At 73.1% G+C, this 18,227-nt stretch carries 15 protein-coding genes and 1 pseudogene; 5 read left to right on the top strand and 11 right to left on the bottom strand.

The annotated features are described in order from the left end of the window. Positions 1-18 precede the first annotated feature (18 nt). Positions 19-795, top strand: a complete 777-nt coding sequence (gene pssA, locus C1N81_RS13925; RefSeq protein WP_394437933.1) for a CDP-diacylglycerol--serine O-phosphatidyltransferase — start codon at positions 19-21, stop codon at positions 793-795. 278 nt (positions 796-1,073) lie between these two features. Here pssA and C1N81_RS13930 read toward each other — a convergent pair whose 3' ends face one another. From C1N81_RS13930 to C1N81_RS13950, 5 genes are read right to left on the bottom strand one after another with little or no spacing between them, the layout of a single operon-like run. Then, positions 1,074-2,348: an ABC transporter substrate-binding protein gene (locus tag C1N81_RS13930; RefSeq protein ID WP_394429125.1), complete on the bottom strand. Its 1,275-nt coding sequence runs from the start codon at positions 2,346-2,348 to the stop codon at positions 1,074-1,076. Beyond that, positions 2,345-3,460 carry a branched-chain amino acid ABC transporter permease gene (locus tag C1N81_RS13935; protein ID WP_394429126.1) on the bottom strand — a complete coding sequence of 372 codons (1,116 nt, stop codon included), beginning with the start codon at positions 3,458-3,460 and terminating at the stop codon, positions 2,345-2,347. The genes C1N81_RS13930 and C1N81_RS13935 overlap by 4 nt, the downstream gene beginning before the upstream one ends. Further along, positions 3,453-4,343, bottom strand: coding sequence for a branched-chain amino acid ABC transporter permease (locus C1N81_RS13940; protein ID WP_394429127.1), 891 nt, complete (start codon positions 4,341-4,343; stop codon positions 3,453-3,455). The genes C1N81_RS13935 and C1N81_RS13940 overlap by 8 nt, the downstream gene beginning before the upstream one ends. Continuing rightward, entirely contained in the window at positions 4,340-5,179 is an 840-nt protein-coding gene (locus C1N81_RS13945; RefSeq protein ID WP_394429128.1) for an ABC transporter ATP-binding protein, read from the bottom strand. Before C1N81_RS13945 ends, C1N81_RS13940 begins: the two co-directional genes overlap by 4 nt. A 31-nt stretch (positions 5,180-5,210) precedes the next feature. Next, a complete protein-coding gene (locus C1N81_RS13950; protein ID WP_394437935.1) occupies positions 5,211-5,993 on the bottom strand; it encodes an ABC transporter ATP-binding protein in 783 nt (260 codons plus the stop codon). Positions 5,994-6,257: 264 nt separating this feature from the next. Between C1N81_RS13950 and C1N81_RS13955 the strand changes: the two genes are divergently transcribed. Continuing rightward, on the top strand, positions 6,258-7,457 hold the full coding sequence (locus tag C1N81_RS13955; protein WP_394429129.1) for a PucR family transcriptional regulator: 1,200 nt from the start codon (positions 6,258-6,260) through the stop codon (positions 7,455-7,457). 433 nt (positions 7,458-7,890) lie between these two features. On the opposite strand, the gene C1N81_RS13960 is transcribed toward C1N81_RS13955, so the two are convergent. Further along, a complete protein-coding gene (locus C1N81_RS13960) occupies positions 7,891-9,042 on the bottom strand; it encodes a glycerate kinase (protein WP_394429130.1) in 1,152 nt (383 codons plus the stop codon). A gap of 143 nt (positions 9,043-9,185) precedes the next feature. Between C1N81_RS13960 and C1N81_RS13965 the strand changes: the two genes are divergently transcribed. The 3 genes from C1N81_RS13965 to C1N81_RS13975 all read left to right on the top strand — a co-directional run bounded on the left by C1N81_RS13965 (position 9,186) and on the right by C1N81_RS13975 (position 12,808). Next, positions 9,186-10,274: an ADP-ribosylglycohydrolase family protein gene (locus tag C1N81_RS13965; protein WP_394429131.1), complete on the top strand. Its 1,089-nt coding sequence runs from the start codon at positions 9,186-9,188 to the stop codon at positions 10,272-10,274. Positions 10,275-10,421: 147 nt separating this feature from the next. Beyond that, positions 10,422-11,369: a uridine-preferring nucleoside hydrolase UriH gene (locus tag C1N81_RS13970; protein WP_394429132.1), complete on the top strand. Its 948-nt coding sequence runs from the start codon at positions 10,422-10,424 to the stop codon at positions 11,367-11,369. Beyond that, a complete protein-coding gene (locus C1N81_RS13975) occupies positions 11,366-12,808 on the top strand; it encodes a uridine transporter UriT (protein WP_394429133.1) in 1,443 nt (480 codons plus the stop codon). The genes C1N81_RS13970 and C1N81_RS13975 overlap by 4 nt, the downstream gene beginning before the upstream one ends. An 8-nt stretch (positions 12,809-12,816) precedes the next feature. On the opposite strand, the gene C1N81_RS13980 is transcribed toward C1N81_RS13975, so the two are convergent. The 5 genes and pseudogenes from C1N81_RS13980 to C1N81_RS14000 form a co-directional block, all read right to left on the bottom strand. Continuing rightward, positions 12,817-13,305, bottom strand: coding sequence for a methylated-DNA--[protein]-cysteine S-methyltransferase (locus C1N81_RS13980; RefSeq protein ID WP_394429134.1), 489 nt, complete (start codon positions 13,303-13,305; stop codon positions 12,817-12,819). Between the two features lie 19 nt (positions 13,306-13,324). Further along, a complete protein-coding gene (locus C1N81_RS13985) occupies positions 13,325-14,791 on the bottom strand; it encodes an AlkA N-terminal domain-containing protein (protein WP_394437937.1) in 1,467 nt (488 codons plus the stop codon). A gap of 501 nt (positions 14,792-15,292) precedes the next feature. After that, positions 15,293-15,821, bottom strand: a pseudogene (locus C1N81_RS13990) (O-acetyl-ADP-ribose deacetylase). Next, positions 15,818-17,236 carry a phytoene desaturase family protein gene (locus tag C1N81_RS13995; RefSeq protein WP_394429135.1) on the bottom strand — a complete coding sequence of 473 codons (1,419 nt, stop codon included), beginning with the start codon at positions 17,234-17,236 and terminating at the stop codon, positions 15,818-15,820. Before C1N81_RS13995 ends, C1N81_RS13990 begins: the two are co-directional and overlap by 4 nt. A gap of 116 nt (positions 17,237-17,352) precedes the next feature. After that, positions 17,353-18,216 carry an inositol monophosphatase family protein gene (locus tag C1N81_RS14000; RefSeq protein ID WP_394429136.1) on the bottom strand — a complete coding sequence of 288 codons (864 nt, stop codon included), beginning with the start codon at positions 18,214-18,216 and terminating at the stop codon, positions 17,353-17,355. Positions 18,217-18,227: the final 11 nt, after the last annotated feature.

An 18,227-nucleotide genomic window follows, 5' to 3' on the forward strand; every position in this document is an offset into this window, starting at 1 on the left:
GCCGACGACGCGGAGGAGATGCCGCTCTCGCTGCGTCTGTCGATAGCGGACACCCTCACCCTCGGCAACGCCACGTGCGGCTTCATGGCGGTCTACTTCACGACGACCGGCATCCTGATCCCGCACATCCAGGGCAGCAACGACTCCGGCATGGCCCGGCACTCCGCCGCCACCGCCGTGATCCTCATGCTCGCCGCCGCGATCTTCGACCTGTTCGACGGTCTGGTGGCCCGCAAGCTGCGCTCCTCGCCGATGGGCGCCGAGCTGGACAACCTCTCGGACCTCATCAGCTTCGGGCTCGCGCCCGCGTACTTCGTGCTCGTGTACGGCATGGTCGCCGACGACGCGCACCAGAGAGTCGCGGCGGTGGGGGCCATCGTGGTGCTGCTCGCGGTGGTGCTGCGGCTCGCGCGGTTCTCGTGCGTGACCGTGAAGGACGGCACGTTCCAGGGGATGCCGTCGCCGTTCGGGGCGCTGACCGTCGTCTCCATCGTGCTGCTCGAGCTGCCGTTCGTGGCCACGCTCCTCGCCATCATCGGTACGGCGTGGCTCATGGTCAGCCGGGTCGAGTACCCGAAGCCGCGGGGGCGCCTCGCGGTGGCCATGCTGTCCTGGATCGTGCTCAGCATGGGGCTCCTCGCGGCCTGGGCGTTCGACGCGCCCGGCGGGCAGCTGCTGCTCCAGACCGGCTGTGCGCTGCAGCTCGTTCTCGGGGCCGTCATTCCGCTGTTCGCCACGGCGCGGCGGGTGAACAACTTCCGGGACAACCGGCGTGAGGCGCGGGCCCAGTCCTGACGCTCCGCCGAACGTGAAAAGGGTGGGCCCGAGCCGATGCGGCTCGGGCCCACCCTTTTGCGCCTGCGCGCCGTAGGGGTGGGTGCCGGGGGGACGGGTGCGGGTCGCGTCGTGACCGGGCGCGCAGGTCCCCGCGCCCCTGGGCGGCGTGGCGAGGGGCCCGAGCCTTCATGGCTCGGGCCCCTCGTGGTTCGCGCCTACCCGCCGTAGCGGCATGTCTCGTCTCGCGGGCCGCCTCGTCGTGGTTGCTCGCGCAGTTCCCCGCGCCCCCTACGGGGCTATCCGGCGCTCTGCGCGTACGTCTTCGCCTCCGCGGCCTCGCCGGGCTGCTTGACCACCTTCAGGCCGCCCACCGCCGCCTTGTCGGGCTGGAGGATGACGGACTTGTGGGAGGACGGGGCCTTGGGGTCGGTGAAGTCCTGGTCGACGCCGAAGCCCATGTCGTAGCCGCTCAGGGAGAGCAGCGCCTTGTCGACGCTCTCGCGGGTCAGGTCCTTCGACTCGCACGCCTTCTTCAGTGCCTCGCCGAAGACGCCGGCGGCGGTCCAGCCCGCCACGACGCCGTTGTCCAGGCCGTCCTTCGGGTACGCCTTCTTGTACTCCTCGACCAGCTTCTTCGCCTCCGGCGTGTCCGCGCCGATGGGGAGGGACGGGGACGCCACGTAGTAGTTGGCCAGCAGGGCCGGGGCCGCCTGGGTGCCGAGCAGCTGCGGGGCGTACGCCGAGTTGTTGCCGATGACCGGGACCATCAGCTTCGCCGCGGCCGCCACGCCGACCAGGGAGGCCGCCTGGCGGGGGCCCGCGCTGATCACGACGGCCTTGACGCCCGCCTTCTTCAGGGCGGCGACCTGCGCGGTCATGTCGTTGTCGGTGGGCTTGATCTTCTGCTCGACGACGGTCAGGCCCGCTTCCTCCGCCATGAACCGCGAGCCCTTGAGCGCGCTCTCGCCGTAGTCGCCCTCGAAGTAGACGTGGCCGAGCTTGTCGCCCTTCTTCAGCCCCTTCTCCTTCATCAGGAAGTCGATCGCGTTGATCGTCTCGATGTCGTAGGTGGAGCCGATGACGCGGACGTACGGGCTGCCGAGGAGGTTCGAGGACCATGCCTGCGGGAGGACCAGGGCCTTGTCGGTGTCGATGCGCTTCTCGACCGCCGCGACGAACGGCGAGCCGATGAACTGCGTGAAGCCGAGGACCTTCGGTGACAGCTCCGTATAGCCGGCGACGGCCTTCTGCGGGTCGTAGCCGTGGTCGCGGACGGTCAGCTTCAGCTGGTAGCCGCAGATGCCGCCGTCGGCGTTGACCTGCTTGACGTAGAGCTGCTGGGCCTGGGTGACGCTCTTGCCGAGGGTCGCGTAGACGCCGGTCATGTCGGTGAGGACGCCGAGGTCGATGGTCTTGCCCGAGATGCCCTGGCCGGTCTTCACTCCGCCCGCGCTCTGCTTCTCGTCCCCTCCCCCGTCCTCGGCCTTGGAGCTGCACGCGGCGGTGAGCGCGAGCAGCGCGGCCACGGTGGTCACCGTGAGCGTGCGGGTGGGGCGGGTACGGGCGGTCATGATTCCTCCTGAGGGTGTTTACGGGTCCGTCGGGCCAGTTGCACCAGACCGCCCGGTAGGAACAGGACCACTGCCACCACGGCGGCGCCGTAGAGGTAGCGGGCCGCCTCGCCCGGGGCGACGCCGCCGGTGCCGGGGGCCGAGACGAGGGGCAGGGCGTCGCTGTAGCGGGTGAGGATCTGCGGGAGCAGGGAGACGAACGCGGCGCCCACGACCGCGCCCGCGACCGAGCCCAGGCCGCCGATGACGATCATCGCGAGGTACTCCAGGGACAGCGTGATGCCGAAGTAGTCCGGGACCGTCCGCTGGAAGACGAGGGCGAGGAGGACTCCGGCCAGGCCCGCGTACATCGAGGACAGGACGAAGACGGCGCCCCGGTAGCGGGCGACGGGGACGCCGAGGACGCCCGCGGCGATGCGGTGGTCGCGGATGGCGTTCATGGCGCGGCCGGGCCGTCCCCGGAGCACGCCGCGGGCGAACAGGCCGCAGCCGAGCGTGAGGAGCAGTCCGAGGTACCAGAGCTTCTCGGCGGAGCCGAAGGGAACGCTGGCGACCGTGAGCGGCGTGTCGTCGAAGGTGAGGCCGAACAGGCTCATCGCGGGGACGTCGCGGCCGTTGGCGCCGCCGGTCAGGTCCTCGGCGTTGAACAGGACGTGCTGCCCGATGAAGATCAGCGCGAGGGTCGCGATACCGAGGTACGCGCCCTTGAGGCGGCCCGCGATGGGGCTGAACAGGCCGCCCGCGACCCCGGCGACGAGGACCGCGAGGACGGCGGCGAGCCACGGGGGGAGCCCGAGCCCGTTGAGGTCCTCGCCGCGCTCCCCCGCGAAGACGCAGTACCCGTAGGCGCCGACCGCGAGGAAGAAGGCGTGGCCCATGGAGAGCTGTCCGGTGGCGCCGGTGAGCAGGTTCAGGCCGATCGCGCCGATCGCGGCGGCCATCGCGAAGAGGCCCGCCTGGAGCCAGAACCGGTCGAGGTAGAAGGGCAGGGCGAGGAGGAGCAGGGCGCAGAGGGCGGCGGCCCAGCCGCTGCGGCGGGTGAGGCGCGAGCGGGCCGGGGCGGCGCGCTCCGGGCGGTCCGCGGTCTTCGTGGCGGCGAGGGTGTCAGACACGGGCCAGCTCCTTCGTGCCGAAGAGGCCGGAGGGCCGCAGCAGGAGAATCACGGTCATCACGAGGTAGGGCGCGAGGTCGCCGAGGCCGCGGCCCATGAAGGCCAGCTCGCTCTGGTAGCCGGTGGCGAGGGACTCGGTGACGCCGACGACGAGGCCGCCGACGAGCGCGCCCGTGGTCGAGTCCAGGCCACCGAGGATCGCGGCGGGGAACGCCTTCAGGGCGGCGAGCGAGGTGGCCCGTTCCAGGCCGGGCGTCGGGAACACGCACAGGAACAGCGCGGCGACGGCGGCGAGCCCGCCCGCCACGGCCCACGCGCCGAGCGACACCCGGTGCAGGCGTACGCCCATCAGCGCGGCCGTCTCCCCGCTCTCGGCGGCGGCGCGCATGGCGACGCCCCACGACGTGTAGCGGAAGACGAGCAGGAACGCGGTGATGAGCAGTGCGGCGGTGACGAACGCGGCGATGCGGGTGTGCGCGATCGACACGCCGCCGACGGTCAGCACGGCGTCGCCCCACGGGTCGCCCATCGACAGTACGTCGGTGCCGAGGCGGCGGGTGAGTTCGGTGGTCAGGAGGATGTCGACGCCGATGGTGACGATGGCGAGGACCGACTGGTCGTGCCCCCTGTAGCGGCGCATCACGAGGAACTCGACGGCGGCGCCGACCACGGCCGCGGCGGCGATGCCGACGCCGAGCGCGGGCCAGAAACCGATGTCGTCGTGGAGCGTGGCCGTGACGTAGCCGCCCGCGAGGAGCAGCGAGGCGTGGGCGAAGTTCACGACCTCCGTGGCGCGGAAGATGACGACGAAGCCGAGGGCGATGAGCGCGTACACGGAGCCCATGGAGAGCCCGTTGAGGAGGAGTTCGAGGAAGGTGGTCACGCGCCGGCCTCCTCGTCTTCCCGCTGGTCCCGGTCGGCGGCGGGTGCGCCCAGGTACGCCTGGATCACCGCCGGATCGTTCTGGACGCGCTCCGGTGGTCCGCCGGCGATCCGGCGGCCGAAGTCGAGGACGGTGACCTCGTCGGCGAGGCGCATGACGACTCCCATGTCGTGTTCGACCAGGACGATGGAGATCCCGAGGCTGTCGCGGACGCCCGCGATCACGGCGGCGGTACGGCGCCGCTCGTCCGCCGTCATGCCGGCGACGGGCTCGTCGAGCAGCAGGACGCGGGGCTCCATGCACAGGGCGCGGGCGAGTTCGGCGAGCTTCTGCTGCCCGTAGGGCAGGGCGCCGGTCGGGGTCGCGAGCTGGTCGGCGATGCCGACGAACTCGGCGATCTCCCGGACCCGCTCGCGGTGCGCGCGTTCCTCCCGGACGGCGGAGGGCAGACGCAGCCCGGCGGCGACGAACCCGGTCCGGGTCAGCCGGTGGCGGCCCAGCATCAGGCTGTCCGCGACCGTGGTGCGCGGCGGCAGCGCCAGGTTCTGGAAGATCCGGGCCACGCCGAGCCCGGCGATGCGGTGCGGAGAGAGGCCGGTCAGTTCCTGGTCGCCGAGGTGGACGGTGCCGGCGGTGGCGCGGTAGACGCCGGACAACACGTTGAAGCAGGTCGACTTGCCCGCGCCGTTGGGCCCGATGACGGCGTGCACGGTGCCCGGCTCGACGGTGAAGCCGATGGCGTCGAGAGCGGTCAGCCCGGCGAACCGGACGGTGAGGTCACGCACGTGCAGGGGCAGGACGCCGGTGGCGGTGGTGGTGTCTGGTGCGGCGGTCATCGGGTGCCTCCCGGTCGGATCGGGCCGGGCGTCATCGGGGGCCTTCCCAGCGGCGCAGGGCCGGGGCTTGGGCGACGACGCCGGAGGCGTCCTCCGCGGCTGTCTCGTCCACCACGCCGAGGTAGCGGCGGCGGACCTCGTCGGAGCCCGCCAGTTCGTCGGCGGGGCCGTGCAGGGTGATCTCGCCGACCTCCAGGACGTAGGCGTGCGAGGCGAGGCGCAGCGCGAGCGCCGCGTTCTGCTCGACGAGGAGGACGGCGACGCCCTGCGCGTTGATCTCCCGGATCGTGTCGGCGATCCGCGCCGCCATCAGCGGGGCGAGGCCAAGCGACGGCTCGTCGAGCAGGAGCAGGCGCGGGCCCGCCATCAGGGCGCGGCCGACCGCCAGCATCTGCTGTTCGCCGCCGGAGAGCAGCCCCGCACGCTGGTGCGCCCGGTCGGCGAGGACCGGGAACAGTTCGTGGACGCGGCGCAGCGCCGCCGCCTTGTCGGCGCGGGAACCCGTCGAGCCGAGCGCGCCGGCCCGCAGGTTGTCGGCGACGGTCATCCGGGCGAACACCCGCCGCCCTTCCGGTACGTGGCAGACGCCCGCGGCCACGACGCGGTCGGCGGACAGGCCACCGATCCGGCGCCCGCCGAACCGCACCTCGCCGGACGTGACCGCCCCACCGTGGAATGGCAGCGTGCGCGAGACGGCGCGCAGCAGCGTCGACTTCCCCGCGCCGTTGCCGCCCAGCACGGCGACGCAGGCGCCCTGCGGCACCTTCAGCGTCACCTCGCGCAGGGCGCGTACGGGGCCGTAGCCGACCGACATCGTGTCGACGGCGAGGCCCTCCCCTTGTGCATCGGTCACTCTGTGTCCCTCCCTGGACCGGTGGCGCTCACGACAGCACCGCGCGGGCGGCCCGTCCACGGGCGGCCCGGGAATCGCTGCGCGGGCCCAGCGCCCGCCCGCCTCGGTTGTGCGCGCGCACAAGACCCCGTGTCAGAGGCCTGCCGGGGACGGGCGCGGGATGGCATCCTCCGGACGTACGAGAAAGTCCTTTGCCGTCGCTTTACGAGGTGTTGGGGAGGGGCGATGGGCGGGCGCAGGCATCGCACCGGGCAGGACTGGAAGCTCCTCAAGGAGGCGTGCACAACGCTGCTCGAACGGGTGCCCGAGCTGGTCGACGAGCATCTGCGGCAGCTGTCCGCGTTCTCCGACGTGTACGCGCGCGTGCTGCCGTACGACGTCCAGTGGCGCGAGGCCGAGGAAGCGATGCGGATCGGCATCGAGACGATCTCCGCGCCGCGCGACTCCCCGCGCGGGGATCTGGCGTACGCGGAGGAGGCGGGACGGCGCCGGGCGGGACAAGGGCTGCCCCTGGACCTGCTGGTGCACGCCTACCGCAACGCGGGGTACCTCGTCTGGGACGCCCTGATGGAGAGCGCCGGCCGCGAACCCGACCGGCTCTCCGCCCTCATGCGGTCCGCGACGATGGTGTGGGCGGCTGTCGACGCCCAGGCGGAGGCGGCGTCGGAGGCGTACCGGGCCACGGAGCTGGAGCTCCGGCGGCGCACGGACGAGCAGATGCAGGCGCTGCTCGACGCGCTCCTCGAGGGCCGCCCGGCCCCCGGCCTCGCGGCGCGGGCCGCCGCCGGGCTCGACCTTCCCGAGCACGGGCCGTACGCGGTCGTCGTCCTCCGCGTCGAACGGCGGGACGTGCGGGAGGCGTTCCACCGGCGGATCCAGGACCCCGGGTTCCGGTTCGTCTGGCGGATGCGGGCCGACGGTGAGGTGGGGGTGGTCGCGCTCGGGGCGGGCCGGGAGCTCGACGAACTGGCGGCCCTCCTGGACGGGCGGTGCCCGGGCCCCGGCGGGCTGAGTCCCGTCGTCACGGGGCTCGCCGAGCTGGGGCATGCGCGGCGGCTGGCCGAACTGGCGTTGCGGACGTGTCCGCCGGAGTCGAGCGGGGTGATGCGGCTCGACCAGCGTATGCCTACGGCGTTGGTGGTCAGCCAGCCGGATCTCGCCCAGCGGCTGGTCTCCGGGGTCTTCGGCGAGTTGCTCTCGCTCGAACCCGGGGACCGGGCCGTGCTCTTGGAGACGCTTGACGCGTGGCTGGCCTGTGAAGGGTCTGCCGGGCGGGCCGCTGGGCGGTTGTACTGCCACCGGAACACTGTGTTCAACCGCCTGCGCCGCCTGGAACAACTGACCTCGCGGTCGTTGTCGCGCCCGAGGGATCTCATGGAGATGACGCTGGCGCTGGACGCGTATCGGTTGTCACCGGGATCGTAGGGGTGCGGCGCGCGATCCGCCGACGCCGGCCTGTCCGTCGACGGACGCGGGTTTCGCCGTGGTTGCTCACGCCATTCCCCGCGCCCCCGAGACGCACACTGCGTGCGCCGTCTTGTCCATCGACGAGCGCCGCACCGCCGTGGCTGCTCGCGCCGTTCCCCGCGCCCCTGAGACGCGCACTGCGTGCGGCATCTCATCGCGGGGCGCGTCCCGCGGGGAAGGCGCGGCGAAGCCGCAGGCCTTCAGGGGCGCGGGGAACTGCGCGAGCGACCACGACGAAGCCCGCGCACGAGAACGACGCGAAGGGGGCAGATGCTCAGGGGCGCGGGGAACTGCGCGACCAGCCGCGACGGTGCGGCACCCGCGCTCAAGAAGCGCGGGGCGCTGTGTCACCGGCCACGACCGACCCGCACCCCTAGCGGCGCGACCCCGCTCAGGTCAGGAAATCCGTGCCGATCCGCTCCGCCAGCTCCTCCAGGATGGGCCCCGCCTCGGCGATGCACCGCGCCACATCCGGCTCGATCTCCGTCAGCGCGTAGGCCCGCCGGATCCCGGCGCGGCCGAGCGCGGACGGGTCCAACGCCAGACGGCCGCAGACCGCGACCACCTCGATACCCGCGGAGCGAGCCGCGGAGGCGACCCCCGCCGGCGCCTTCCCGTGCAGCGTCTGCTCGTCGAGAGACCCTTCGCCGGTGATGACGAGCGTGGCCCCGTCGAGCGCCGGCGCGAATCCGAGGACGTCGAGCATGACCTCGATCCCGGCCCGGAAACTCGCCCCGAGGCCGACGAGCGCCCCGTAGCCGATACCGCCCGCGGCCCCGGCCCCCGGCGACTCCGCGTATGCGAGGGCCTGGGGCCCGACACTCTCCCCGAGGATCTTCGCGAAGTGCGCGAGGGCCGCGTCGAGTTCGGCGACGTCCTCGGGCGTGGCGCCCTTCTGGGGTCCGTAGACGGCGGGCGCGCCCTTGGGCCCGGTGAGCGGGTTGTCGACGTCGCTGGCGAGGACGATGGACACCGAGGAGAGGCGCGGGTCGAGCCCGGACAGATCCGCCGAGGCCAGCGCAGCGAGCGCGCCGCCCCCCGGCCCGACCTCCGCGCCCGACGCGTCCAGGAAACGGGCCCCGAGCGCGGCCAGCATCCCCGCGCCGCCGTCGGTCGTGGCGCTGCCGCCGACGCCGAAGACGATGGACGTGGCGCCCGCGTCGAGCGCGGCGGCGATGACCTCGCCGGAGCCGTACGTCGTGGAGGTGAGCGGCGCGAAGACGCCTTCGGGCAGCAGTTGGAGGCCGGACGCCTCCGCCATCTCCACGACCGCCGTGCCGTCGCGCAGCGCGTACGCCGCTGTCACCGGTTCGCCGAGCGGCCCGGTGACCTGGACCTCGCGGCGTTCGAACCCGGCGGCGACCGCCGCGGCGACGGTGCCGTCGCCGCCGTCCGCGACGGGCACGGAGGCGATCTCGATGTTCGGCGCGACCCGGCGAAGGCCCGCGCTCACCCGCTCGGCGACCTGCACCGCGGTGAGCGACCCCTTGAACTTGTCGGCCGCGATCAATACGCGTCGCGCGGCCTGTGCAGCGTCCGCCACCTTGCTCCCCTTGCTGTTTCGGGCCTTGCTCGCGTCAAGGCAGTCGCGCCGCTGCGACCTTAACCGCAGGAGGGGCCCGCTGCCCAGGGGTGACCTGACCTGGGGTACTGGCAGGTGGGGGGCGGAGCGGGTAGACCGGTGGCATGAAGCCGACGGGTCTTCCCGCACGCCCGGCGCTCACGGAGAGCGTCCTTGCCGACCGTGTCCTCGGCGGCTGGCTCGGCCGTGTCGCGGGGAACATGCTCGGCAAGCCGGTGGAGCAGGGCGAGGTGTGGACGCGGGCCCGTATCGACCGTTATCTGCGGCAGGCGGGCGCGCTGCCGTTGACCGACTATCTACCCGAGCCGCCGTCGGAGGAGTTCGCCTCGGCGCTGCGCCCGGAGTGGCAGCGGTGCGTGCGGGGGCGGGTGCACGGCAGTTGCCGGGACGACGACGTGGACTACGCGATCCTCAATCTGCATCTCCTGGAGACGTTCGGTTTCGCGTTCAGCACGGAGCAGGTGGGTGAGGTGTGGCTGTCGCGTCTGCCGTACTCGCAGACGTTCACGGCGGAGCGCGCGGCGTACCGCAATCTCGTCAACGGGCTGAAGCCGCCGCTGACGGCCACGTACGACAACCCCTGCCAGGAGTGGATCGGGGCGCTGATCCGCGCGGACGTCTACGGCTGGACCTCGCCGGGTGATCCGCGCCGGGCCGCGTATCTGGCCCGCCGTGACGCGGTGCTCTCGCACACGGGGAACGGGGTGTACGGCGCCATGTGGGCGGCGGCGCTGGTCGCCGCCGCGTTCACGGCGTCGTCCGCGCGCACCGCCCTGGACGCGGCGCTGTCGACGATCCCGGCGAGCTGCCGTCTGGCCCGTGTCGTGCGCCGTACGACGTCGCTCCATGACGCGCGTCTGAGCTGGGAGGAGACGCTGGCCACGGTCGAGCGGGAGACGGCGGGGCTCGGCTGGATCCACACCGTCCCGAACGCGGCGGTGATCACGGCAGCTCTGCTGCACGGCGGCGGCGACTTCACCCACACCCTCGCCCTGACGGTGCGCGGCGGTCTCGACACCGACTCCAACGGGGCGACGGCGGGGTCGGTGGCCGGGGTGCTGTGCGGGGCCGCGGCCCTCCCGGAGCAGTGGACGGCGCCTCTTGAGGACCGGGTCCGCAGCGCGGTCTTCGGCTTCGACGGGGTGCGCGTCAGCGAGCTGGCCGCGCGGACGGTGGAGCTCGTCCGCGCCTAGGATCGTTCTGGAGGGCTCGCCTCCGCTTCCTTGGAGGTCCGTACGAAGCAGACCGCCGCAATATGGGCATCTACGCGCGTTGACAAAGCGGCCGGGGACAGGTGAGCTTTCCGTGGACAGTTTTTCGGAGCAAAGGGGCTCATTCCGTTGGCCAGGAAGATCATTCTCGACTGCGACCCGGGGCACGACGACGCGATCGCCATGCTCCTCGCGCACGGCAACCCCGACATCGACCTGGTCGCGGTGACGACCGTCGTCGGGAACCAGACCCTGGAGAAGGTGACCCGTAACGCCTTGTCGGTCGCGGCCATCGCCGGAATCACCGGGGTGCCCTTCGCGGCGGGCTGCGCGCGGCCGCTCGTGCGTGAGATCGAGACCGCCGCCGAGATCCACGGCGACACCGGCCTCGACGGCCCCGAGCTGGCCGAGGCGACCACCGAGCTCGACGACCGGCACGCCGTCGACCTCATCATCGACACCGTCATGGCGCACGAGCCGGGCGAGATCACCATCGTGCCGACCGCGGGCCTGACGAACATCGCGCTCGCCGCGCGCAAGGAGCCGCGCATCGTCGAGCGCGTCCGCGAGGTCGTCCTGATGGGCGGCGGTTTCCACGAGGGCAACTGGAGCCCGGTCGCCGAGTTCAACATCGTCATCGACCCCGAGGCCGCCCACATCGTCTTCAACGAGAAGTGGCCGGTCACGATGGTCGGCCTCGACCTCACCCACCAGGCGCTCGCCACCCCCGAGGTGGAGAAGAAGATCGCGGCCGTCGGCACCGGGCCCGCCGCGTTCGTCCTGGAGCTGCTGGAGTTCTTCCGCGAGGCCTACCGCGAGAACCAGGGCTTCGAGCACCCGCCCGTGCACGACCCGTGCGCCGTCGCGTACGTGATCGACCCGGGCGTCATGACCGTACGCAAGGCGCCTGTCGACATCGAGCTGCGGGGCACGCTCACCCTCGGCATGACCGTCACCGACCTGCGCGCCCCCGCGCCCGACGACTGCCACACCCAGGTCGCCGTCGACCTCGACCACGAGCGGTTCTGGAACCTCGTCGTGGACGCCCTCGTCCGTATCGGAGACCCGGCGGCATGAGCCTCGACGCCACCCCCCACACCCCGGCGGGCGGTCCCCGCGCGGGCCGCCCCGCCCGGGTCGGCGCCCTGATGGCCGCCCTGCTCGCGGCCAGTTTCGCCTTCCAGCTCAACGCCTCGATGCTCAGCCCCGCGCTGTCCACGATGGCCGACGAGCTGCACACCACGGCCTCGGCCGTCGGCGTCACCCAGACGGCGTTCTTCACGGCCGCCGCGCTGTTCTCGCTGTTCCTGCCGCGCCTCGGCGACCTGATCGGCCGCCGCAAGGTGCTCACCGGGATGACGGTCCTGATGGCCGTCGGCTGCGTCATCTCCGCGCTGGCCACGTCCGTCGGCACGCTCGCCGTCGGCCGCGTCATCCAGGGCGCGTCAGGACCGACCATCCCGCTCGCACTGATCATGCTGCGCGTCGAGGTCCCCGACCCGAAGCGGTACGGGACCCTGCTCGGCCTGGTCACGGCGGTCAACGGCGGTATCGCGGGCGTCGACTCGTTCGCGGGCGGCTCCCTCGCGGAGCACCACGGCTACGCGTCGATCTTCTGGGTCATGACCGCGTTCGCGGCGCTCGCCGCCGTCCTCGTCCGCTTCCTCGCCTCCGAGTCGCGCGCGGAGGAGCGGCCGCGCATGGACTGGCCCGGCGTCGCGCTCCTGGTCGTCTCCGTCGGCGCGCTCCTTATCGCCTTCAACGAGGCGGGCAAGCTGGCCGACGCCAACTGGCCGCTCGCCGTCGGGCTCCTGGTCCTCGCCGCGCTCGCGTTCTGGGCGTTCTGGCGCCTCGAGACCCGCACCCGCACCCCGCTGGTCGCCACGCACCTGCTGAAGCGGCGCGCCACCTGGTCGCTCCTCGCGTCCACCATGCTGACCATGACCGGCGTCTTCGCCATCATGAACGGCCTGCTGCCCGGCTTCGCCCAGGACGCCGGGGTCGGCCTCGGCCTGGGCGCCGAGGGCGCCACCTGGTGGACGCTGACGCCGTACGCGCTCGCGGGCCTCGCGATGGGCCCGCTGGCGGGACGCCTCGCCGCGTCCTTCGGCTACGGCCGCATCCTGCGCATCGGCCTGATCTCGACGGCCGTCGCGACGGTGCTCGCCCTGCTGACCCTGCACACCGACTCGTCGGGCCTGCTGCTCGCCTCGTCGATCCTGCTGGGCGCGACCTACGCGGGCACGGTCAACATCATGCTCAACGGCCTCGGCATCCTCCTCTCCCCCACGGAGAACCCGGGCTTCCTGCCGGGCCTGAACGCCGGCTGCTTCAACCTGGGCGCGGGCCTCAGCTTCGTCGTCCTGTACGCGGTGATGGACGCGGTCGCCCCTGCCGACGGGACGTCCGTCGGCGGGTACAGCGCCGGTGTCGTCGCCGGGCTCGTGCTGATCGTGGCGGCGCTGTGCACGTCGCTGCTGATCCCGAAGCCGGTGGACGCGGAGGCCAAGCCCTAGGCAGGTCCTCAGAACAGCGCGGTGCCGCGTTCGAAGTCGAGCAGGCGGCGCTTGCGCTCCAGGCCGCCGCCGTACCCGGTGAGGCCGCCGCTCGCGCCGATCACCCGGTGGCAGGGGACGATCACACCGACGGGGTTCTTGCCGTTGGCGAGGCCCACGGCGCGGGAGGCGGCCGGGTTGCCGAGGGCGGCGGCCAGCTCCCCGTACGTGCGGGTCTCGCCGTACGGGATCTTCCGCAGCTGCTCCCAGACGGCGCGCTGGAACGGCGTGCCGTGCAGGTGGAGCGGCAGGTCGAACGTCGTCAGCTCCGCGTTGAAGTACGCCTCCAACTGGTCGATGACGGCGCCGAAGGGGCGTTCGTCGCGCACGCCGAACGTCTCCTCGGCGGGGCGGTGGCGCTGTTCGGTCATGTAGAGACCGGAGAGCGTGCCGTCGGTGGCGACGAGGGTGAGGGCGCCGTAGGGGCTGTCGACGACGGTGTGCCGCTTGCCTTCCATGGCCGTACGTTCCTTTCGTTCAGCTGGGCAGATGGTTGATCGGGTGGCTGTCGGTCGCCCACAGGTACTGGACGGCGTACGCGCGCCACGGGCGCCAGGCCGCCGCCCGCGCGGTGAGCGCCGCCGGAGTGTGCGGCAGCCCCAACTCCTGTGCGGCGCGCCGCATCCCGAGGTCGGTGGGGAGGAAGGCGTCCGGGTCGCCGAGGGCGCGCATGGCGATGGCCTCGATGGTCCAGGGCCCGAACCCCGGCAGCGCGGCGAGCCGGGCGCGCGCCTCGTCCCAGTCGGACACGGGCCCCAACGTCAGCCCGCCGTCGGCGAGTTGGCGTACGAGCGTGGTGAGGGTGGTCCGGCGCGCGCGGGGCAGGGCGAGGCTCTCCGGGTCGAGCGAGGCGAGCGCCTCCGGCGTCGGGAAGAGGTGGGTGAGGCCGCCCTCGGGGTCGTCGACCGGTTCGCCGTGCGCCTGGACGAGGCGGGCCGCGTGGGTGCGGGCGGCGGCGGTGGAGACCTGCTGCCCGAGCACGGCCCGGACCGCGAACTCGGCCTCGTCGACCGTACGCGGCACCCGGCGGCCCGGCGCCTTGTCGACGAGCGGCGCCAGCGACGGATCGGCGCGCAGCCGCTCGTCGACGGCGACCGGATCGGCGTCGAGGTCGAGCATCCGGCGGCAGCGGCTGATGGCGACGGTCAGATCGCGCTGGTCGGTGAGGGTGAGCCGGCACCCGATGTGTTCGGCGCCGGGCCTGAGCGCCACGATGCCGTGCCCGTACGGGAGCCGCAGCGTGCGCCGGTACGCCCCGTCCCGCCACTCCTCGACGCCCGGTACGGCGGTCGCCGCAAGGTGGCCGAAGAGGTTGTCCGGGGTGAGGGGCGCGCGGAACGGCAGCCGGAGCGCGATCGCCCCGGGCGCGCTCGGCAGGCCCCGGGGCGCGCGGGTGCGCAGCTCGCTCGGGGAGAGGGCGAAGACCTCGCGGACCGTGTCGTTGAACGTGCGGATCGAGGCGAACCCGGCGGCGAACGCGACGTCCGCCATCGGCAGCCCCGTCGTCTCGATGAGCAGCCGCGCGGTCTGGGCCCGCTGGGCACGGGCGAGCGCGAGCGGCCCCGCCCCCAGCTCGGCGAGGAGCTGCCGCTCGATCTGCCGCGCGCTGTACCCCAGGCGGCGGGCCAGCCCCGTGACCCCCTCCCGGTCCACGGTCCCGTCGGCGACGAGCCGCATGGCGCGGGCGGTGAGATCGGCCCGCCGATTCCACTCCGGCGACCCCGGACTGGTATCGGGCCGGCACCGCTTACAGGCCCGGAACCCGGCCTGCTGACAGGCGGCGGCGCTCGGATAGAACCGCATGTTGCGCGGCTTGGGCGGCACGACGGGACAACCCGGCCGGCAGTAGATCCGAGTCGTCACAACAGCAGTGAAGAACACCCCGTCGAACCGCGTGTCCTTGGCCTGCACGGCCCGCACACACCGCTCGGTGTCGGTATGCATGGCGGCGGTACCGGTGTTGCTCTCGCGGGCGGCATCGATGTGCGGGCCGCCGACGCCGCCGGGCTTGTGCTCGGCAACGGTGCCGGGTGCGTGCGCGGCAGCAGTGCCGGGGGCGTGCTCGGCGAGGATGTCAGTGTGCGCGGCATTGGTGCCGGAGGTGTTCTCGGCGCTGGGCATGGTTCCAGCATCCGGCATGGTGAGCGGCTTGGCTGGCGAGAATCCGACATCGTCCTCGCATCCGTGCCGCGCGGCACGGCCGGCCCTCGGAATGGCGCACGAAGTGCGCATTCCAGGGGCGCGGGGAACGGCGCGCCCAGCCACGACGAGCCCCGCACCTCAAAACCGGCGCACACAAGGGCACACCCCAGGGGCGCGGGGAACTGCGCGACCAACCACAACGAGCCCCACACCTCAAAACCGGCACACGCAAGGGCACACCCCAGGGGCGCGGGGAACTGCGCGACCAGCCACAACGCAACCCGCACCCGGAAACCGGCAGACTCAGGGGCCCCGCTCCTCCACATACCCGGCGAAAGCCATCCGCGCCCGCTCGTCGAAGACAACGAACCGCACCTCTTCGACCAAGCCCGGCGCAGCCCCCCGCACCGTCTCCACCGCGATCCGCGCCCCGTCCTCCAGGGGCCACCCATAGACCCCCGTGGAGATTCGCGGGAAACGCCACGGTCCGCGCCCCGATCGCGGCAGCGACCCGCAGGGACTCCCGGTAGCAGGAGGCGAGGAGCCCGGACCGGTCCTCACTCCCGGACCAGCGGGGCCCGACGGTGTGGATGACGTGGCGGGCCGGGAGCCGCCCGGCCGTGGTGGCGACGGCCTGTCCGACGGCGAGCCCCTTGCCGTAGTGGGAGGCCCGCAGTGCACGGCACGCGGCGAGGATCTCGGGACCGCCCCGCCGGTGGATCGCGCCGTCGACTCCCCCGCCGCCGAGCAGGGAGGAGTTGGCCGCGTTGACCACGGCGTCGACGTCCTGCTCGGTGATGTCGCCCTGGACGAGGGTCAGTCGCGTACTCATGTCGCTCGCAGTCTGCGCCAGACGGCCTTCGCCGCGTTGTGTCCGGACATGCCGTGCACGCCGGGCCCCGGCGGGGTCGCCGAGGAGCAGAGGAAGACGGCCGGATGCGGGGTCGTGTACGGGGAGAGGGAGAGCCTGGGGCGGAGCAGGAGTTGGAGTCCGGTCACGGAGCCGCAGGAGATGTCGCCGCCCACGTAGTTGGCGTTGCGTACGGCGAGTTCGGGCGGTCCCGCGGTGGCGCGGGCGAGGATCAGGTCCCTGAACCCTGGTGCGAAGCGCTCCAGTTGGCGTTCGACGGCGTCGGTGAGGTCGCCGTCCCACCCGTTCGGCACATGCCCGTAGGCCCAGAACGTGTGCTTGCCCTCGGGTGCGCGCGACGGGTCGACGACGCTCGGCTGCACGGTGATGAGGAACGGGTTCTCGGGGGCCCGGCCCTCGACGGACGCGGCGCGCAGTGCCTTGTCGATGTCGCCCCGGTACGGGCCGACCTGCACCGTGCCCGCCTTCCGGGCCTCGGGCGCGGTCCACGGCACGGGCCCGTCGAGCGCGTAGTCGAGCTTGAAGACGCTCGCCCCGTACCGGAACCGGTCGTAGTGGCGGCCGAGCCCCGCGATCCGCGCGAGGGCGGTCGGCGAGGTGTCGAAGACGTAGGCGCGGGCGGGCGGCAGGTCGTCGAGGCGTTTGACCGTGTAGTCGGTGTGGATCACGCCGCCGAGGTCCCTGAGGTAGGCGGCGAGCGCGTCGGAGAGGGACTGGGAGCCGCCCCGGGCGAGCGGCCACCCGCGCGCGTGGGCGGCGAGCGCGAAGACGAGTCCGATCGCCGAGGTGGCGAACCCGCCCAGCGGGGCGATGGTGTGGGCGACGAGCCCGGAGAAGAGGGCGGGCGCCCGCTCGTCGCGGAAGCGGCGCATCAGCCAGGTGGCGGGCGGCAGTCCGCGGAGCCCGAACCTGGCGAGGGCGACCGGGTCGCGGGGCAGCGCGCTGAGCGGCAGGGACATGAAGTCCCGTACGAGGGCGTCCCAGTGCGGCAGGAGCGGCTCGACGAGGCGCCGGTACGCGCCGGCGTCCCGCGCCCCGAAGGAGGCGGCGGTCTCGGCGACGGAGCGGGCCAGGACGGCGGCCGTGCCGTCGGGGAACGGGTGGGCCATGGGCAGTTCGGCCTGGACCCAGTCGAGCCCGTACCGTTCGAGCGGCATCGCTCTGAACGCCGGGGAGTTGATGCCCAGCGGGTGCGCCGCCGAGCACGGGTCGTGGCGGAAGCCGGGCAGGGTGAGTTCCTCGGTGCGGGCGCCGCCGCCGACGGTGGACTCGGCCTCGAAGAGGGCCACGGAGAAGCCCCGCCTGGCGAGTTCGACCGCGGCGGTCAGACCGTTGGGTCCCGCACCGACCACGACGGTATCGAGCATCGACGGCACCTTCGGACTCCTTTGTCAGCCGACGGCCACTGCCCGCACAGGATATGCCGCGCCACCGACGCCGCCGGGCGCGGGTGCCCGCCCGCCGCAGGCCGGCGGGCGGGTCGGGGGCGAGGTCAGACGCCGTCCGCGAGGAGACCGGCGACGCGGCGCGCCGTCGCCGCGTCGCGCGCCGCGGTGAACGGCAGCGCGTTCCCACCGGTGATCACGAACGGGAGCCCTTCCCGGGTGAGGTGGGCGCCGCCCGTCTCCTCGACGAGGAGGAGTCCGGCGGCGTGGTCCCAGGCCAGCTCCCAGCCGAAGGCGACCGCTTCGAGGTCGCCGCGGGCTATCGCCAGGTATTCGAGGCCCGCCGAGCCGCACGGGCGCGGGGCGACCCCTTCGGTGCGCAGGCCGAGCAGGGAGCGCTTCTGGGCGTCGGTGGTGAAGTCGGGGTGCGAGGTGGCGACGCGCAGGTCACGGCCGGGGGCGGGGGCGCCCGCGGGCAGCAGCCGCCCGTTGAGCCGGGCGCCGCGGCCGCGGACGGCCACCGCGAACTCGTCGAGGGCGGGCGCGTACGTCCACGAGGCGAGGACCACGCCGTCGAGCGCGAGCGCGACGAGCGTGCAGAAGCCGGGGTCGCCGTGGACGAACTGGCGGGTGCCGTCGACGGGGTCGACGATCCAGACGGGGGCCGCGCCCCGGATCGCGTCGTACGTCGTCGGGTCGGCGGCGACCGCTTCCTCGCCCACCACCACGGAGCCGGGCAGGAGGGCGGGCAGCTCGCGCGTGAGGTACTCCTCGGCGCGCCGGTCGGCGACGGTCACGAGGTCGTGCGGGGCGCTCTTCTGCTGGATCTCGTGCGCGGCGAGCTGTCGGAAGCGGGGGGTGATCTCGGCGGCGGCCGCGGCGCGGACGGTCCGCTCCACGTCGCTCACGAGCTGGTCAGTGACATTGCTGGTCAGAAAGTCGTCGATGCTTTCTGTGACTGTTTCGATCATGTCCCCATGAG

This window comes from Streptomyces sp. SGAir0957, from assembly GCF_043523415.1.

What these genes read in the sequence shown, in the direction of transcription:
- pssA (WP_394437933.1), top strand. Translation starts at nt 19, where the DNA reads ATGCCGCTCTCGCTGCGTCTGTCGATAGCGGACACCCTCACCCTCGGC.
- C1N81_RS13930 (WP_394429125.1), bottom strand. Translation starts at nt 2,348, where the DNA reads ATGACCGCCCGTACCCGCCCCACCCGCACGCTCACGGTGACCACCGTG.
- C1N81_RS13945 (WP_394429128.1), bottom strand. Translation starts at nt 5,179, where the DNA reads ATGACCGCCGCACCAGACACCACCACCGCCACCGGCGTCCTGCCCCTG.
- C1N81_RS13950 (WP_394437935.1), bottom strand. Translation starts at nt 5,993, where the DNA reads ATGTCGGTCGGCTACGGCCCCGTACGCGCCCTGCGCGAGGTGACGCTG.
- C1N81_RS13955 (WP_394429129.1), top strand. Translation starts at nt 6,258, where the DNA reads ATGGGCGGGCGCAGGCATCGCACCGGGCAGGACTGGAAGCTCCTCAAG.
- C1N81_RS13965 (WP_394429131.1), top strand. Translation starts at nt 9,186, where the DNA reads ATGAAGCCGACGGGTCTTCCCGCACGCCCGGCGCTCACGGAGAGCGTC.
- C1N81_RS13975 (WP_394429133.1), top strand. Translation starts at nt 11,366, where the DNA reads ATGAGCCTCGACGCCACCCCCCACACCCCGGCGGGCGGTCCCCGCGCG.
- C1N81_RS13980 (WP_394429134.1), bottom strand. Translation starts at nt 13,305, where the DNA reads ATGGAAGGCAAGCGGCACACCGTCGTCGACAGCCCCTACGGCGCCCTC.
- C1N81_RS13985 (WP_394437937.1), bottom strand. Translation starts at nt 14,791, where the DNA reads ATGCATACCGACACCGAGCGGTGTGTGCGGGCCGTGCAGGCCAAGGAC.
- C1N81_RS14000 (WP_394429136.1), bottom strand. Translation starts at nt 18,216, where the DNA reads ATGATCGAAACAGTCACAGAAAGCATCGACGACTTTCTGACCAGCAAT.